The sequence below is a fragment of the Streptomyces sp. NPDC048002 genome (assembly GCF_040653275.1).
GTDB lineage: Bacteria > Actinomycetota > Actinomycetes > Streptomycetales > Streptomycetaceae > Streptomyces.
The window spans coordinates 1-1,702 of the sequence record NZ_JBEZNL010000095.1; the positions used below are offsets into that span (position 1 = coordinate 1).

Consider the following 1,702-nt stretch of genomic DNA (forward strand, 5'->3'; position numbering starts at 1 on the left):
GCTTGTTCTTTATGGTCTGAGTCGGTTTCGTTCGATGATGCTCTCGGGTCGTTTCACGGTCTTGCCCACGTCGTAGCGGGTGGCGGGCCGCCGATTCTTCGAGCCAAGCGGCCTTCCGGGTCCGGGAGTTGAGGGTTTCGGTGCGCGGGCCGGGCAGTGCAGGTGCGGGCGGAGGTTCCGAAACCCCCGGCGGACTCGGGCTGGGGTGAGCCGGCCGGGCCCGGCGGGCTTCTCCCATGGCCGCCGCAAGTCGGCGGCGACCTCGCGCAAGAGGCGGATCTGGGTGTGGGCGGCGATGATCAGCCAGGTCCAGCGCTCGCCGGCCTCGGGGGTTCGCAGCCTCGGACGGGTCCACCCGAGAGTCTGTTTCATCAGCCGGAACGTGTGCTCCAGGTCGAATCTTCTTAGGAATGCCTGCCAGCGCACGTCGACGTCCTCGCTGTTCAGGCCGGTGGCGGACGACCAGAGCCAGAGCGGGAGTGGGTCGCCTCCGCCGGGCAGGCGGTCAACCTGGAGGCGGATCAGCGTGCCTTCGATGATGGGGAGTTCGCCGGTGTGGTCGATCCAAGCGGAGCGGGTGGTCAGGCGGGGGTGGATACGGTCCCAGGCCATCGCGCGGGCGGTGCCGTACCGGTCAGTGACCTGGGTCGTAGCCGCGTCCGGCTCGCCCCAGGTCTCCGGCTTGGCGAAGCGGAACTCCTTGCCGTGCTTCGGCGGTCTGCCGCCCTGGGGATAGGCCAGGGCGTACTCCTTGAGCGAGGGCGTCGGCCGTCGCATGACGCGGTCGGAGCGCATCCGTCCCAGCACCTCGACCGGGAGGCCGTCGAGGAGGTGGGCCATGCGCGGGGCGTCGTAGCCGGCGTCGAAGACGATGAGGATGTCGCGGTCGCCGAAGTGCCAGCGGCCCATCTCGATCAGGTCGGTGACCACACGGCGGACCTGGGCGGCGGTGACCTCGGCGACGTCGTCCTCGGGTCCGAGACGGACGGCGTCCAGGAGCTGGCACCAGGAGGTCCGGCCTGATTCGAGGGCGGCGACGAAGGAGTAGGGCCAGCCAGGGACCATCTGGTCGGAGGACCGTCCGCTGCGGCCGTAGACGTGGCAGAACAGGCGGTCCGCGCTGGTCGGCGCGTCGGGGCGGAGCCAGTTGCTGACGTCGACCGCAAGGACCAGGCGCCCGTCGGCGGCCTGCGGCATCGGCAGGCCGGCCAGCACCTGCCGCAGCCGGCGTGCGTCCACGTTCCCGCGGTTCAGCGCGTCGTACATCGCGCCGTGCCCGCGCCGGTGCTCGGCCGTCAGCGTGAGGTCCACCGGCGTGGTCACCGGCCCATCCGCGCACAGCAACGCGTCAGCCAACTCGAACAGCGTATCTCCGCGCGCAGTCAGGCAGTCGAATAAGTCCTCCCGGAAGTGTGACGCCACCGCGAACGCTTCGCGCTGGGCATCATGGTGCAGCAGACTCATTCCCCCACGGCCTTCGTACTGGTCAAGTGCCTCTTTGGTCGGAGCACAGGATCAGACGAAGGCCGTGTTGACGTCCGGGGAATCCTCGGACGAACGATCACGTTCGAGAGCGCCGTTCGAGGAATGGGCGAGCCGATCTACGGCAACGTCAGGCGACGCTGCCAACAGCCAGGTACCCAGTTGTGCTGGGCAACTCAAGCACAGCACTCCGGGCTAGGCCGCCTCATAGCGGTCATTA

At 68.8% G+C, this 1,702-nt stretch carries 1 protein-coding gene; it reads right to left on the reverse strand.

The genetic code is table 11. The features are described 5' to 3' along the window. Nucleotides 1-9 precede the first annotated feature (9 nt). Complete coding sequence (locus AB0E07_RS39830) at nucleotides 10-1,464, reverse strand: NF041680 family putative transposase (RefSeq protein ID WP_362263384.1); 1,455 nt, start codon at nucleotides 1,462-1,464, stop codon at nucleotides 10-12. Nucleotides 1,465-1,702: the final 238 nt, after the last annotated feature.